Here is a 13,658-nt window from a genome sequence, read left to right as displayed (position 1 = left end):
AGAAAACCGCCGGATCGTCCGTTATCCGGATGCACTGTACGGAGTCCGGACGGCGAGGTCAGGCACGACGGGCGGAACGTCATCCGACCGTCCCGGGCGTGCCGTGATCACGGTCGACAGGCCGGAACTGCATGAGATACGTCTCCACGGCGTGCCCCGTGCCCTCGCCCTCCGACAGGGCAGCGGCCCCGGCACGACCCGTGCAGTACGCCGGACCCGCCACGCGCTTGACGAGTTCGGCCACCACAAGCCCCTTTCACTCCCCGCTCCACCGCCCCGCGCCTCGTGTCGACCCGCGGCTGGCTATCGTGGCGAGCACGACCGAACAGGTCAACTGCCCGGCGCGACAAGGGGAAACGGCGTGAATCGGCCAGACTTCGGCATGGACGCTCCCGTACGGATCGACACCAGCAAGCCGCATCCCGCGCGGATGTACGACTGGTTCCTCGGCGGCAAGGACAACTACCCGGTGGACGAGGAGCTGGGCAGGCAGCTCGTGGAGTTCGCGCCGGTCATCCCGGTCATGGCGCGGATGAACAGGGCGTTCATGCACCGTGCCATCCGCTGGGTGGCGGACCGGGGCGTGCGCCAGTTCCTCGACATCGGGACCGGCATCCCGACCGAGCCGAACCTGCACCAGGTGGCCCAGGGCATCGCCACCGACGCACGGGTGGTGTACTGCGACAACGACCCGATCGTCCTCGTCCACGCCGAGGCACTGCTGCGGGGTACTCCCGAAGGGGTCGTCGACTACGTGCAGGCGGACGCGCGGGACACCGCCGTCATCGTCGAGCAGGCCCGGAAGACTCTGGATTTCGACCGGCCGGTCGCACTGTCCCTGATCGCACTGCTGCACTTCTTCAGCGACGAGGACGGGGCGTACGAGCTGGTGGAGCGGCTCAAGGAGGCTCTGGCGCCCGGCAGTTACCTGGTCATGTCCCACCTCACCCCCGACTTCCACCCGGAGGAGGCGTCCCGGAAGGTGATCGACCTCTACCGGGCGGGCGGGCTCACCATGGACATGCGCAGCAGGGACCGGTTCGCCCGGTTCTTCGAGGGGCTGGAGATCGTCGACCCCGGCATCGTGGCGGCCGAGGAGTGGCACCCGGCGCTCGGGGAACCGGTGCCGGGGCAGGAAGGTGTGCACAGCGGGGCGTACGTGGCGGTGGCCCGCAAGCTGTGAGTCCCGCCCAACGGGGCGCCTTCCGGCGTCCCGCCGGGCGACGGGGACGGCGGTCCCGGACCCCCGGTCCGCCCCCGGCCGCCGTGTCCTTGCCGATCCGGGGACGGCACCCCCCGCCTCCCGTCCGGCCCGTTCGCCGTCGTCCTACCGCGCCGCCTTGAGGGTGTTCCGCAGCGCGTAGAAGGCGGGCCTGCGGGCGAAGTCCTCGGTCATGACGTTGGCGTGGCCCTCGCCCTCGAAACACCGGCACCCAGGAGTACTTGTCGGTGAAGCCCCAGACGGTGAAGGAGTGCAGCCGTCCACGGCCAAGGCAGGCATCCAGCGTGCGCCGGTGGGAGTCGGCCTGCTTGCGCTCCATCTCCGGCGTGGGCACGCCCTCGGCCGGCAGGTTCATGCGGACGTCCAGCTCGGTGACGGCGGTCTCCAGTCCCAGCGCGTCGAAGCGGCGCAGGTTCTGCTCCAGGTCGCCCGGGAAGCCGTAGCGCGTGCTGTCCGTCGTCCGCAGCCTGCCCTGGTCGTCCAAGATCTCGTTGGCGACGTCCCACTGCTGGATGCGGTCGGCGTAGTGGCCGACGACGGTCTTGATGTGGTCGCGCAGGACACAGCGGTCCTTCTCGGGGTGGATGAAGTCCCACTTCATCCGGTTCTCGGGGGGGACCGGGCTGAACTGGCGCGCCAGGATCTTCCGGTACTCCTTGTCGTGCGTGAACGGGGCCGGGTAGTCCTGCGACAGGTGGTGGCCGCCGAACCCGCACCGCGTTCGCCCCGCCGCCGGCGCAACGTTCCTGCTTCAACAGGTCCGTACCAACCCCTTGCCCCCGCCCCACCGACACCGCAAGCTCCCCTCATGGAGCTCGAGTTGCGGCATCTGAGAACGATCCGGGCGATCGCGGACGCGGGCAGCCTCACCAAGGCGGCGACCGACCTCGGTCTCGCCCAGCCCGCGCTGAGCGCACAGCTCAAGCGGATCGAACGCGCCCTGGGTGGTGAGCTGTTCGAGCGCGGTCGGCACGGCGTACGGGCCACCGCGCTCGGCGAGCTGGTGCTGGAGCGCACCCGCGTCGTACTGCCCGCGGTGACCGAACTCCAGCAGGAGGCCGCACGGTTCGCCCGCAGCCCGCACACGACGGCGTGCCTCCGCCTCGGCGGCACCCACGGTCCCCTGCTCGGCGCCCTGGTGGACCGGCTCGTGGACATGGCACCCGCCGCCCGGGTCACCACCTGCACCTCCTGGTCCGAGCGCCGGCTCGCCGACCTCCTGGCCGAGGGGCGGCTGGACTTCGCCCTCGCCGGGACCTGCGGCTCCGCCGCCCCACCCGGCGCGGAGGTCCTGCTCTGGCGTGAGGTCGCCGTCGATCCCGTCTTCGTGATGGTGCCCGACGGCCATCCACTGGCCAGCCGGGCGGAGGTGGACCTGACCGAGCTGGCCGGTGCGGAGTGGGCGTGCGTCCCCGGCGACGGCTGCTTCGGCGACTGCTTCACCGCAGCCTGCGCCCGCGCCGGGTTCACCCCACGCCGCATGTACGAGACGGACACCGCGTCCCTCGTCCACCTGGTGCAGGTGGGCCGGGCGGTGGGACTGTGCCGGGCGACCTTCCCGGCCACGCCCGGTGTCGCCACCCGGCCTCTCACCGGTACGCCGCTGGCCTGGCGCCATCTGCTCGGCTGGCACACGGGGACGCAGCGGGCCGACACCGCGGCCACCGTCCTCGCCCAGGCGCGCCTCGCCCACGCGGGCGTGGCCGCGCGCAGCGACAGCTACACCGAGTGGCTGACGGACCGCGGCGACCGGCACGCCGATTGGCCCGCCGCCCGCGGCGGTACGGCTGACGACGGGACGGTGGACGGCGGGACGCCCCTCACCGGGACGAAAGCCGTTCCCTGAGCCGCCACCGCGCGCTCCGCCCGTTCCATAACACCGGGGAGAGGGTCGACCGACGTCTTACGACGGCCGATTGACGACTCCTACGGTTTCGGCACCTCCCCACCGAAACCGAGGAGAATCCCCCATGCTCCAGCGACACACACCAGGGTCAGAGCCGCGGGCGCCGCCGTCGCGGCGACGGCGGCCCTGCTCGCGGCCGGGCTCAGCGGCTCCGCGAGCGCCGGGACCGCCTCCCCCACGTCCACGGCGCCCTCCGCCGCCGAGACGCTGCGCACCGACGCGGCTCACCCCGCGCTGCTGCGCGCCATGGAGCGCGACCTCGGGCTGGACCGGGAGCAGGCGGAGCGCCGACTGGTGAACGAGGCGGAGGCCGGTGCCGTCGCCGGACGTCTGCGGGCCGCCCTCGGCTCCGACTTCGCGGGCACCTGGGTGCGCGGCGCCGAGTCCGGCACGCTCACCGTGGCGACCACCGACGCCGCCGACGTCCCCGCGATCGAGGCGCGGGGCGCCGAGGCCACCGTGGTGTCCCACTCCCTCGCCGAGCTGGAGGCGGCCAAGGCCCGCCTGGACCGGGCGGCCGACCGCACCGGCACCGCCGACGCACCGGTCCGGTACGTCGACATCCGCAGCAACACCGTCGTGGTGGAGGCGGTACGCTCCGCCGCGGCCCGCCTGCTGCTGAAGGCGGCCGGTGTCGACGGCGACATGGCGCGCGTCGCGAGGACGGCCGAACGGCCCCGCGCGCTGTACGACCTGCGGGGCGGGGACGCGTACTACATGGGCGGCGGCGGCCGCTGCTCGGTCGGCTTCCCGGTCACCCGCGGCACCCAGCAGGGCTTCGCCACCGCCGGCCACTGCGGCCGGGCCGGCACCGGCACCAGCGGCTACAACCAGGTCGCGCAGGGCTCCTTCCAGGGCTCGTCCTTCCCCGGCCGCGACATGGCGTGGGTGGCCACCAACTCCAGCTGGACCGCGACGCCATACGTCAAGGGCGCGGGCGGCGCGAACGTGCAGGTCGCCGGGTCCACGCAGGCGCCGGTCGGCTCGTCGATCTGCCGCTCGGGCTCGACGACCGGCTGGCACTGCGGCACCGTGCAGCAGCTCGACACCAGCGTGACCTACCCCGAGGGCACCGTCTCCGGCGTGACCCGCACCAGCGTCTGCGCCGAGCCCGGCGACTCGGGCGGCGCGTACGTCTCCGGCAGCCAGGCCCAGGGCGTCACCTCAGGCGGCTCGGGCACCTGCAGCAGCGGCGGCACGACGTACTTCCAGCCGATCAACCCGCTGCTCCAGACCTACGGCCTCACCCTGAGGACGACGGGCGACGGCGGCCCCCAGGAGCCCCCGCCGGGTGGCGGCACCTGGGCCGCCGGCACCGTCTACCAGGCGGGCGCCACGGTCACCTACGGCGGCGCCACCTACCGCTGCCTCCAGACCCACCAGGCCCAGCCGGGATGGGAGCCCCCGAACACACCGGCGCTGTGGCAGCGGGGGTGAGCCGCTGACCCCCTGAACCGCCCTGACGGGTGCGCGGGAGACCGGGCCCGGGTGCAACGTCTGCACCCGGGCCCGGTCATGTCCGTCCTGCTCGGCGAGGGCCCGCCCCCGAAGGGGCCCCGGGATCGGAGGAAGGCCCGCACGGCGAAGGGGCCCGCACGACCGAAGTCGTGCGGGCCCCTCTGGTGCTCGCTGGAGCTACCGGGTCAGATCAGCAAGCTCACTTGGTGATCTTGGTGACCTGGCCGGCGCCCACGGTCCGGCCACCCTCACGGATGGCGAACTTCAGGCCCTCTTCCATGGCGACGGGCTGGATGAGCTCCACCTTCATCTCGGTGTTGTCACCCGGCATGACCATCTCGGTGCCCTCGGGGAGGGTCACGACGCCGGTCACGTCCGTCGTACGGAAGTAGAACTGCGGGCGGTAGTTGTTGAAGAACGGGGTGTGGCGACCACCCTCGTCCTTCGACAGGATGTAGGCCTGGGCCTCGAACTCGGTGTGCGGGGTGACCGAGCCCGGCTTGATGATGACCTGGCCGCGCTCGACGTCCTCGCGCTTGATGCCGCGGAGCAGCAGACCGACGTTCTCACCGGCCTGACCCTCGTCGAGCAGCTTGCGGAACATCTCGATGCCGGTGACCGTGGTGGTGGTCTTCTCGGTCTTGATGCCGATGATGTCGACGGTCTCGTTGACCTTGAGGACACCACGCTCGATGCGGCCGGTGACGACCGTACCGCGACCGGTGATGGTGAAGACGTCCTCGATCGGCATCAGGAACGGCTTGTCGACGTCACGCTCGGGCTGCGGGATCGCCTCGTCGACGGCGGCCATGAGGTCCAGGACCGACTGGCCCCACTCCTTGTCGCCCTCGAGCGCCTTGAGCGCCGAGACCTTGACGACCGGAACGTCGTCGCCCGGGAACTCGTACTCGGAGAGGAGCTCACGCACCTCGAGCTCGACGAGCTCCAGGATCTCCTCGTCGTCCACCATGTCGGCCTTGTTCAGGGCGACGACGATGTACGGAACGCCGACCTGGCGGGCCAGGAGCACGTGCTCCTTGGTCTGCGGCATCGGGCCGTCGGTGGCGGCGACCACGAGGATGGCGCCGTCCATCTGCGCCGCACCCGTGATCATGTTCTTGATGTAGTCCGCGTGACCGGGGCAGTCGACGTGGGCGTAGTGACGCGTCTCGGTCTGGTACTCGACGTGCGCGATGGAGATGGTGATACCGCGCTGGCGCTCCTCGGGAGCCTTGTCGATCTGGTCGAAGGCCGAGGCCTCGTTCAGGTCCGGGTACGCGTCGTGCAGCACCTTGGTAATGGCGGCCGTGAGGGTCGTCTTACCGTGGTCGATGTGACCGATGGTGCCGATGTTGACGTGCGGCTTAGTCCGCTCGAACTTCGCCTTCGCCACTGGGGTCCTCCTGTGGAGTGGTTCTGTACGCCTTACTCATCGGCGCCAGGTGATCTTTGCTGGAAAGCCCGGGTGCCGGGGGCATTCCGCCGGGTTCACGGCGGAATGCCCCATGCAGGCTCCGGGGTCAAGCCTAAAGCGTGTGAACGGGGTCCGTTGAACGGAGTCCGTTACTCGCCCTTGGCCTTCGCGATGATCTCCTCGGCGACGTTCCGCGGAACCTCGGCGTAGGAGTCGAACTGCATCGAGTAGCTTGCGCGACCCGACGTCTTGCTGCGGAGGTCTCCGACGTAGCCGAACATCTCCGACAGGGGCACGAGGCCCTTCACGACGCGGGCACCCGCCCGCTCCTCCATGGCCTGGATCTGGCCACGGCGGGAGTTGATGTCACCGATGACTTCACCCATGTAGTCCTCGGGCGTGGTGACCTCGACGGCCATCATCGGCTCGAGGAGAACCGGCGACGCCTTCCGCGCGGCCTCCTTGAAGGCCTGCGAACCGGCAATCTTGAACGCCAGCTCGGAGGAGTCCACCTCGTGGTAGGCACCGTCGAGCAGCGTCACGCGGACACCGGTCATCTCGTAACCGGCGAGGATGCCGAACTGCATGGCCTCCTGCGCACCGGCGTCGACCGAAGGGATGTACTCCTTCGGCACGCGGCCACCGGTCACCTTGTTGACGAACTCGTAGCTGGCGTCGCCGCCCTCGATCGGCTCGATCGCGATGATGACGCGAGCGAACTGGCCGGTACCACCCGTCTGCTTCTTGTGGGTGTACTCGACCTTCTCGACCGACTTGCGGATCGTTTCACGGTACGCGACCTGAGGCTTGCCGACGTTGGCCTCGACCTTGAACTCACGGCGCATACGGTCGACCAGCACCTCGAGGTGCAGCTCTCCCATACCACCGATGATGGTCTGGCCCGTCTCCTCGTCCGAGTGAACCTGGAAGGACGGGTCCTCCTCGGCCAGACGCTGGATCGCGACGCCGAGCTTTTCCTGGTCGCCCTTCGACTTGGGCTCGATGGCGACCTGGATGACCGGCGCCGGGAAGTCCATGGACTCCAGGATCACCGGGGCCTTCTCGTCGCACAGCGTCTCACCGGTCGTGGTCTGCTTCAGACCCATGACCGCGACGATGTCGCCGGCGCCCACCGACTCGATCTCCTCACGCTTGTTCGCGTGCATGCGGTAGATCTTGCCGATGCGCTCCTTGCGGCCCTTGACGGAGTTCAGCACGGAGGTGCCGGACTCCAGGCGACCGGAGTACACGCGGACGAAGGTGAGTTTGCCGAGGTGCGGGTCGCTCATGATCTTGAACGCCAGCGCCGACAGCGGCTCCTCGTCGGACGGCTTGCGCGTGACGGCCAGCTCCGGGTCCTTGACGTCGTGGCCCTCGATGGCCTCGATGTCGACCGGGGAGGGCAGGTAGCGCACGACCGCGTCGAGCAGCGGCTGGACACCCTTGTTCTTGAACGCGGTGCCGCAGAAGACCGGGGTCACCGTGGTGCCCTGGCCCTTGCCGGAGGCGATGGTGATACGGCGGATCGCCGCGTACAGCTGCTCCTCGGAGGGCTCCTCGCCCTCCAGGTACAGCTCCATCAGCTCCTCGTCGTTCTCCGCGACGGCCTCGACCAGCTTGCCGCGCCACTCCTCGGCGGCCTCGGTGTGCGTGGCCGGGATGTCGACGACGTCGTACATCTCGCCCTTGGCCGCCTCGGCGGACCACACGAGCGCCTTCATGCGGACCAGGTCCACGACGCCCTTGAAGTCGGCCTCGGCACCGATCGGCAGCTGCATGACCAGCGGCTGCGCACCCAGGCGGTCGCTGATCATGTCGACGCAGCGGTGGAACTCGGCACCGGTGCGGTCCAGCTTGTTGACGAAGCAGATACGCGGAACGCCGTAGCGGTCCGCCTGACGCCAAACCGTCTCGGACTGGGGCTCAACGCCGGCGACGCCGTCGAACACCGTCACCGCACCGTCGAGCACGCGCAGGGAACGCTCCACCTCGACGGTGAAGTCGACGTGGCCCGGCGTGTCGATGATGTTGATGGTGTGGTCGACGTCTTCCAGCGACCAGTGACAGGTGGTGGCAGCAGAGGTGATCGTGATGCCACGCTCCTGCTCCTGCTCCATCCAGTCCATGGTGGCAGCGCCGTCGTGGACCTCACCGATCTTGTAGGAGACGCCGGTGTAGAACAGGATCCGCTCGGTGGTGGTCGTCTTGCCCGCGTCGATGTGGGCCATGATCCCGATGTTGCGGACCCTGGCCAGGTCAAGCGAAGTGGTAGCCATAAGGCTTCAGTCTTCTCTCGGTCTCGATGGGGTCTGCGACTACCAGCGGTAGTGCGCGAAGGCCTTGTTGGACTCGGCCATCTTGTGCGTGTCCTCGCGCTTCTTCACAGCGGCACCCAGGCCGTTGCTGGCGTCGAGGAGCTCGTTGAGCAGACGCTCGGTCATGGTCTTCTCGCGACGGGCGCGGGAGTAACCGACCAGCCAGCGCAGGGCCAGCGTGTTGGCACGGCCGGGCTTGACCTCGACCGGAACCTGGTAGGTGGCACCACCGACACGGCGGGACTTGACCTCGAGGGTCGGCTTGATGTTCTCGAGAGCGCGCTTCAGCGTGATGACCGGGTCGTTGCCGGTCTTCTCGCGCAGGCCCTCCATGGCGCCGTAGACGATGCGCTCGGCGGTGGAGCGCTTGCCGTTCAGCAGCACCTTGTTGATCAGGGAGGTCACCAGAGGAGAGCCGTAGACCGGGTCGATGATGACCGGACGCTTCGGGGCGGGGCCCTTACGAGGCATTCTTACTTCTCCTTCTTGGCGCCGTAACGGCTGCGAGCCTGCTTGCGGTTCTTGACACCCTGGGTGTCGAGCGAACCGCGGATGATCTTGTAGCGAACACCCGGCAGGTCCTTCACACGGCCGCCGCGCACGAGCACGATGGAGTGCTCCTGCAGGTTGTGTCCCTCACCCGGAATGTAAGCGGTGACCTCGATCCCGCTGGTCAGACGCACACGCGCGACCTTACGCAGGGCCGAGTTCGGCTTCTTCGGGGTGGTCGTGAACACACGCGTGCAGACGCCGCGGCGCTGAGGAGAACCCTCGAGTGCGGGCGTCTTGTTCTTCTCGACCTTGTCCTGCCGGCCCTTGCGGACCAGCTGCTGGATCGTAGGCACTACTTCTCCGGTTTCTGTGTGCCGATGGGTACAGCTAACCTGGAACGTCGCCGACCCACGCGGTCGGGTGTGTCGAATCCCGCGGACCCCCGCCGCCAGGCAGGATGAAGCGCGGATTACGGTGGCCGTACGCGGCCCCCGGATGCGGTGTGATGGCACGCACGAGGGCCAGGGCACACCCCAGGCACAAGGTCTGAGCGTACCTACCTCACGGACTTCGGTCAAAACAAATGGAACGCGGCCCGACACGCCGGACTTCTCACCTCTGTCCCGGCCCTCCTCCCCCGCCGCCGGGACCGCTCAGCCCGCTTGCGCCGCCCGTCCGTACCAGGTCACGGCCCCCAAGCCCACACCATGCCCCGGACTGGCCGGATGACGTCCCTCACCGCTCCGCCGACCGGGCCGTTCAGTACCTTGATCCGTCCGCTGCGACGAACGGGGGTTCAGGTGACGAAGCCGGCGGTGTACTCCCCGGAGGACGGGGGCCTGGAGGACCGGGTGCCGTTCCTGGCGCGTCTGGAGAGCCAGGACCGCACGGCGCTGCTGTCGCTGGGCCGGGAGCTGCGCTTCGCGCCCCGCGTGGCCCTGCTGCACCAGAGCGAGCCGTCGGCGCACGTGCTGTTCCTGGTGGAGGGCTGGACCAAGGTCACGGCCTCGGCGGCCAGCGGTTACGAGGCGCTGCTCGCGCTGCGCGGTCCCGGCGACATCGTCGGCGAGTCGGCCGCGCTGACCGGGCGCCCCCGCTCGGCGACCGTGACGGCACTGGAGCCGGTGCGGGCGGTGGCGCTGGAGCACGAACGCTTCAAGGACTTCCTGGGCCGCTCCCCTGCCGTGTCCTTCGCACTGCTGGGGCTCACCGCGGACCGCACCCGCGCGGCGGACCGGCGGCGCCTGGAGTTCGCCTCGATGAACGTGCGGCAGCGTTTCGCCGTCCTCCTCCTCGACCTGGCCCGCAGCCACGGTCGCCGCACTCCCGAGGGCATCGAGCTGGCCGTCCCGCTCAGCAAGCAGGAGCTGGCGGGTTCGGTGGGCGCATCCCGCGAGATGGTGCAGCGCCTGCTGCGGGAACTGCGCGAGAAGGAAGCCGTGGCCACCGGCCGCCGGGCCCTGGTCGTTCTCCGCCCCGACCTGCTGCGCCGCATCGCGGCCACGGACCAGCCGGCGCCGGGCGTTCCGTCCCCGCCGTGCTCACCCGACGGGCAGCGCACACCGACGTCGTCGACCCCTCCCAGCAGGCCACGGGGCTGACCGGTACCGGCGTACGACGGCAGTGCGGTGCCGGTGGCCCTGCGGGCCTCGGTATCGCACTTCTGTGCACACGGTCACACTTCGACTGCGTCATGCGCCCTCACGCCCCACCGCGCGCTGCCGCCACTCTGCTGCCCTGCACGGCCACCCGCACCGTTCGAAGGGCGACCATGACCGACCCCGTGAGCCGCACGATCCTGCTGCTGGACATCGAGAGGTTCAGCGACCGCGACGACGTCGAGCAGGCCTATCTGCGGCGCATGCTCTACGACATCACCGACCGCGCCCTGGAAAGCGCCGGCATCGACGAGACCCTGCGCCTGCGAGCCGACCGCGGGGACTCCGTCATGGCGCTGATCGACGCGAACGCCCCGGTCACAGCGCTGCTGCGGGCCCTGCTCACCGAGGTTCCGACACAACTCCGGGCCGTCAACCGCATGGCCTCCCGTTCGGCGCAGATCCGGCTGCGCGGTGTTGTCGCCACCGGTTGGGTCGCCGTCGACCGGCACGACGGCTGGGTCGGCTCCGACCTCAACCACGCCTGTCGCCTGCTGGACGCGGGGCTGCTGCGCGAGGCCCTGCGGGAGCGCCCCGACGACTTCGTGCTGTGCGTCTCGGACGCCCTGTACGCGGGTGTGGTGCGGCACGATCACCCGGGAATCCCGGCGTCCGACTTCCACCCGGTGACGGTGGACAGCAAGAACGGCCCGCTGCGGGCATGGCTGCACGGCCCCGTGCCGGCCGCCGCAGCGGAAGAGGTGCCCCGTGGTGCGGGGGCGGGATACGTGCCGGACGGATCGGGGGGCCGTCCGGCACCGCAGGGGGCCGACGACCTCCCCGCGAGCGGCCCGGCGCCGGCCGGACCGGGGGGAGCCCCGGCGTCGGGCCATGTCCTGAACGTCAGCGGGGGGTCGGTCGGCTTCGGCGGCAGCTTCGGCGGCGGTGACACCAACATCGTCATGGGCGACCGACGCCGTGACAGGGGTGAGCGTCCGTGACCGTCCAGGAGCCACAGGCCGCGGTCCCGGCGGCACCGCCCGGCGGCGCCGGATCCACAACGGAGCCGGGCGACGCCGCCCCCGACGACACCAGGAAGGGCGGTGCCGAGGAGTCGGAGGAGCCCGACCAGGCACAGAACGCGTGGTCGGCGCGGCGCGACCTCTTCGACCACAGCCCACGCACCATGGACGTCAGCGGCGGCTCCGTCGACTTCGGCGGCAGCTTCGGCGGCGGCGACACGAGCGTGGCGAACCGCGCCCACGTCACCGGTGACGTCATCATGGGCAGCAAGACGGTCCACAACTGGACCTTTTCCGGGTTCTCCACCGCCGCCTCCGTCTCCGGCGAGATCCCGCAGACCACACTGGACCGGCTGGCCGACTCCTTCGTCGCCGACCCCACGGTGATCGGCGGCCTCGAGGACCGCCTGCGCCGCGAACGCGTCCTGGTGCTGTCCGGGGCCCGCTTCACCGGCCGCCGCACCACCGCCCTGATGCTGCTGCACCGGCTCGGTGTCGCCTCTGTGCACGCCCTGGACCGTGACACCGCACCAGGCGCTCTCGCCGAGAGATCCACCGGCACCGCCGCCGACACCCCGCGGCCCCGCGGGTACGTGGTGTGCGACCTCGTGACCCGCCGGGGTAACCCACTGCGCGAACCGCACCTGCTGGCCGCCCGGGACCGGCTCGCCGAGCAGGACGCCTACCTCGTGGTCACCGTCGGCCCCACTGCCGCACTGGAGGACGTGCAGCCCGTCCACTGGCAACCGCCCGCCGCCGAGGACGTACTCGCCGCGCACCTGCGCGCCCGCACCGACGAGGCGACGAAGGCACGCCTGCTCGGCCTGCCGGACGTCAAGGAGTTCCTGGGCCGCGGCCACCAACTGCGGGAGATCGCCGCGTACGCCCGGTTGCTCGTCCGGCACGCCGCAGGGGAGATCACCGAGGAGGCGGTCGCCCAGTTCTCCCTGGTGTCGCTGGAGAACCAGGTCCAGGAATGGTTCGAGGAGGACGAGCACACCGTCCACCTGCGGGACAAGGCGTTCCTCGTGGCGCTCGCCGCGTTCGACGGCGGCCCGTACGCGCTCACCGCCGAACTAGGGGATCTACTCTACCACTTCCTGCAGAAGACCGAGAACCCCTCCCGCGCCCCCGAGGTCCCCGTATTCGGCACGCACATCGGCAAACGCCTCCAGCTCGCCCGGGCCGAGCGGTACCAGGAGGACGAGAACACCGAGTGGGGGCCGGTCACCCAGACCAAGGCGGCGTTCCTCGACGAGCGGGTCTCGCTGGTCCTGCTGCGCGAGGTGTGGACCGGCCACCCCTCCGCACGGCCCGCGCTCGTCGAGTGGCTGCGCCGCCTCGCCGACGACGGGCGTCCTCTGGTCCGCACCCGTGCCGCGTCCACGGTCGCCGTCCTCGCCCGCACCGATCTGCCGTCCGCGATGGCCCTCGTGATCGAGCCGTGGGCACGGTCCAAGCGGTTCCGGCACCGGCTCGTCGCCGTCAACTCACTCGCGTTCGCCCATGCCGTCGGCACGCCCAACGTCCCGCGCATCCTCGGCGACTGGACCCGTCACGACGACCGGCGGCTGCGCTGGGTGGGGACGCGGGCGTACGCGCTGATCGGGCCGGAGCGGCCCGAGCAGGCCCTCACCGCACTGCGCGGCGCCGCCCGCCGCCTGTACACGGACACAGCGGCCCCGGACGACTTCGACCGGCAGATGGCCGAAGAGCTCGCCGAGGCCGTCGAACTGCTCCTGCTGTCGACCGCCGCCGCCGAGGTCCTCGCCGAACTGCGCGCCCACCTCGACGACGACCGGCCCGTGCGCGATCTGACCCTCGCCGGCTTCGTCAATGCGTGCCGCCGGACCGAGGACGACGAACGTCACGGCACCCCGCTCGTCCTCGACTGGTACACCCGTGCGAGCACCGAGGACCTGCCGTCTGCTCACGGCATCGCTCACCTGTGGCGCGAGGCGCTCGGCGACCCTCACACCACCCGGCACGCCCTCGCGGCCCTGCGCGACTGGGTCCTGATCTCCGACCGCTCGACCGCCGCCGAGTGGTCGCTCGCCGCACTGCTGCCGCAGCTCGTCACCACCCCGACCGAACACGCGCGCCTCAGCCATCTGCTGCGCACCATGCCGGGCGAGGACGGCAACCCCCCGCCCGACGTCGCCGCCCGGCTGCTCACCACCCTTCCGACCCACTGAACGGCGGCTCGCCCGTCCCCGAGGAAAGACACCCAT

Annotated in this window: 11 protein-coding genes and 1 pseudogene; 6 read left to right on the top strand and 6 right to left on the bottom strand. The window is 70.6% G+C overall.

Features of this window, described 5'->3' with window-relative positions; translation table 11 throughout:
* Positions 1–79: 79 nt before the first annotated feature.
* Positions 80–244: a hypothetical protein gene (locus ACFYOV_RS12110; protein ID WP_389086124.1), complete on the bottom strand. Its 165-nt coding sequence runs from the start codon at positions 242–244 to the stop codon at positions 80–82.
* Between the two features lie 138 nt (positions 245–382).
* Between ACFYOV_RS12110 and ACFYOV_RS12105 the strand changes: the two genes are divergently transcribed.
* Positions 383–1,183: an SAM-dependent methyltransferase gene (locus tag ACFYOV_RS12105; RefSeq protein ID WP_389087063.1), complete on the top strand. Its 801-nt coding sequence runs from the start codon at positions 383–385 to the stop codon at positions 1,181–1,183.
* A 295-nt stretch (positions 1,184–1,478) separates the two neighbouring features.
* On the opposite strand, the pseudogene ACFYOV_RS12100 reads toward ACFYOV_RS12105, so the two are convergent.
* Positions 1,479–1,823, bottom strand: a pseudogene (locus tag ACFYOV_RS12100) (endo-1,4-beta-xylanase); the annotation flags it as partial.
* Between the two features lie 207 nt (positions 1,824–2,030).
* On the opposite strand from ACFYOV_RS12100, the gene ACFYOV_RS12095 reads away from it, so the two are divergent.
* Both ACFYOV_RS12095 and ACFYOV_RS12090 read left to right on the top strand, forming a co-directional pair.
* Entirely contained in the window at positions 2,031–3,068 is a 1,038-nt protein-coding gene (locus tag ACFYOV_RS12095; RefSeq protein ID WP_389086122.1) for a LysR substrate-binding domain-containing protein, read from the top strand.
* A gap of 306 nt (positions 3,069–3,374) precedes the next feature.
* Positions 3,375–4,565, top strand: coding sequence for a carbohydrate-binding protein (locus ACFYOV_RS12090; RefSeq protein ID WP_389086119.1), 1,191 nt, complete (start codon positions 3,375–3,377; stop codon positions 4,563–4,565).
* Positions 4,566–4,785: 220 nt separating this feature from the next.
* Here the strand turns inward: ACFYOV_RS12090 and tuf are convergent, their stop codons facing one another.
* From tuf to rpsL, 4 genes are all read right to left on the bottom strand, one after another.
* Positions 4,786–5,979 carry an elongation factor Tu gene (gene tuf / locus ACFYOV_RS12085; protein ID WP_389086117.1) on the bottom strand — a complete coding sequence of 398 codons (1,194 nt, stop codon included), beginning with the start codon at positions 5,977–5,979 and terminating at the stop codon, positions 4,786–4,788.
* A gap of 170 nt (positions 5,980–6,149) precedes the next feature.
* Complete coding sequence (gene fusA / locus ACFYOV_RS12080) at positions 6,150–8,276, bottom strand: elongation factor G (RefSeq protein WP_389086114.1); 2,127 nt, start codon at positions 8,274–8,276, stop codon at positions 6,150–6,152.
* 39 nt (positions 8,277–8,315) lie between these two features.
* A complete protein-coding gene (rpsG, locus tag ACFYOV_RS12075; RefSeq protein WP_003998848.1) occupies positions 8,316–8,786 on the bottom strand; it encodes a 30S ribosomal protein S7 in 471 nt (156 codons plus the stop codon).
* 2 nt (positions 8,787–8,788) lie between these two features.
* On the bottom strand, positions 8,789–9,160 hold the full coding sequence (gene rpsL, locus ACFYOV_RS12070) for a 30S ribosomal protein S12 (protein WP_003948652.1): 372 nt from the start codon (positions 9,158–9,160) through the stop codon (positions 8,789–8,791).
* A gap of 447 nt (positions 9,161–9,607) precedes the next feature.
* Here rpsL and ACFYOV_RS12065 point away from each other — a divergent pair, with 447 nt between their 5' ends.
* The 3 genes from ACFYOV_RS12065 (at position 9,608) to ACFYOV_RS12055 (ending at position 13,622) form a co-directional block, all read left to right on the top strand.
* Complete coding sequence (locus tag ACFYOV_RS12065) at positions 9,608–10,408, top strand: Crp/Fnr family transcriptional regulator (protein ID WP_389086111.1); 801 nt, start codon at positions 9,608–9,610, stop codon at positions 10,406–10,408.
* A 170-nt stretch (positions 10,409–10,578) separates the two neighbouring features.
* Complete coding sequence (locus ACFYOV_RS12060; RefSeq protein WP_389086108.1) at positions 10,579–11,406, top strand: hypothetical protein; 828 nt, start codon at positions 10,579–10,581, stop codon at positions 11,404–11,406.
* A complete protein-coding gene (locus tag ACFYOV_RS12055) occupies positions 11,403–13,622 on the top strand; it encodes a hypothetical protein (RefSeq protein WP_389086106.1) in 2,220 nt (739 codons plus the stop codon). Before ACFYOV_RS12060 ends, ACFYOV_RS12055 begins: the two co-directional genes overlap by 4 nt.
* The last annotated feature ends 36 nt before the right edge of the window (positions 13,623–13,658 follow it).

Origin of the sequence: Streptomyces sp. NPDC005931, from assembly GCF_042871235.1 — a bacterium.
In the GTDB taxonomy this organism is placed as follows: domain Bacteria; phylum Actinomycetota; class Actinomycetes; order Streptomycetales; family Streptomycetaceae; genus Streptomyces.
Note: the sequence above shows the minus strand (reverse complement) of the source record. Positions and strands in the feature narration are given on the sequence as shown.